This window comes from Caballeronia sordidicola (genome assembly GCF_001544455.2).
GTDB lineage: Bacteria > Pseudomonadota > Gammaproteobacteria > Burkholderiales > Burkholderiaceae > Caballeronia > Caballeronia sordidicola.
Window position 1 is genome coordinate 1 of record NZ_FCOC02000055.1, and the last position, 1,620, is coordinate 1,620.

Here is a 1,620-nt window from a genome sequence, read left to right on the forward strand (position 1 = left end):
GTGTCCACTGTTAATCAGTGGACACAGCTTGCCTTGCTCCCAATTCGGGCGCTATGTGCTGATAAATTCGCGCTTACCCTGTTCTCTCTTAGAACGTATGCCGGATGCCTGCGATGACAGAAATCTGAGATCCACCGGCCGTGGGTGTCGGCACCGGAGCAAGCGTCGTCGCGGCGAGAGCAAGATTGCCGGAATTGTGAATGTGCTCGCCGGTCAGATACAGCAGAGTTCGCTTGGAGAGCAGATATTCGCCGCGCAAGACCTCGACCAGCGCCTTGTCAGGCGAGTGAGCGTATCTAAGCTGTGCCAGCATTCCGTCAATATGGAAAAACGGCGTCACCGGGACCGTTCCAGTCACCCATAAGAGGTTGCTTCTTGGCGTGGCTATTCCTTCGTTCACTCGCCGGATCCAGCCCACACCAAACTTCGCCTTTTGGATCATGAAGTAGCCACCTAGCGTGAAGCGGCTGTCCGTGAGATCCGGCGAGGTGAGACCGCCCCAAGTTGCGGAAGTACCGCCATAGTTGCGTTCGTAGGAAGTTGCCAGCCCCCAGACATGCCCTTCATACTTCAGCAACGCAGAATACTCCCGACACTGATTTGAAGGAGAGGTCTGGCCCGGGCAATTGGTCGCAACGTTGCTATTGCCCGCGACCGCATCGCGGCCAAAGCTGTAGTTGACACCGCCTTCGAAGTCGCCCATGAAGTAGCGGTAGCTGACGGAGTTATCCGCACGTGCGTTGGCGATTCCGTTGTCGAGTGTCGTCAAACCCTGCGCGCCAGTGCCGAAAGGGTTGATGAAGGAAATGCCGTAGAAGCGCATCGTGTACTGACGACCGAAAGTCAGGCGACCGTATTTTCCATCGATGCCAACATACGATTGCCGTCCGAACAGACGTCCGCCCTGCCTTGATGCACCGGTCGTCGGGCTGAATCCGCCCTGTAAATCGAAGATCGCTTTTACTCCGCTTCCCAAGTCTTCGCTGCCTCGGATACCGAAGTACGAGGTAGCGGTTCCGTCCCCCGTGCGCCATCCGTTCGCCGTCTTATTTTTGCCATTGGCAACGTTGTTGACGAACTCAACACCTTGATCGATCAAACCGTACAGCGTCACTGTACTTGCGCCCACAGGCCTTGGGGGCGGTGCGTCTTCTTCTTCGTCTTGCGCCCGAGCAGACAAAGAAGCGCAAAGAAGCGCAGCGCAGACGCACATCGCGGTCCGATATTTCATTTGCTTCGTCTCCATCATGTTGCTCACTTGGCTGAGAAAGCAGTGTCGATACCACCGCGCGCCTGTGAGCTTTTCGATTTGTTAGTGCAGTGTTTGAATTCTGCCAGCGCGATATCCTGTGCAAGTTGAAAAAAATGGCGCTCCGATTGAGCAAATGGTTAATATCACTGCAGAAGCGTGCTGGCGCCGTTGACCGAGCTGCCACTAGCGAGTTTGTGCGAACGGCGTCTAGCGAGAGACGCGGGATCTAGTAAAGGATCCAAGGGCCCGAGCTAGGGTCCCGTCCCAAAAGTAACTTTACGTAAATCCCATATGTTCTATCATCGACTCATAGTGTGCTGGAGAAGATCATGGGACGTAAGGGAATCGAGGTTGTCGCGTCCAAATTG

The 1,620-nt window shown here is 55.1% G+C and carries 1 protein-coding gene; it reads right to left on the bottom strand.

The window, feature by feature from the left end:
- Window positions 1-88: 88 nt before the first annotated feature.
- Window positions 89-1,231 carry a porin gene (locus AWB64_RS30520; RefSeq protein ID WP_060859142.1) on the bottom strand — a complete coding sequence of 381 codons (1,143 nt, stop codon included), beginning with the start codon at window positions 1,229-1,231 and terminating at the stop codon, window positions 89-91.
- Between the last annotated feature and the right edge of the window lie 389 nt (window positions 1,232-1,620).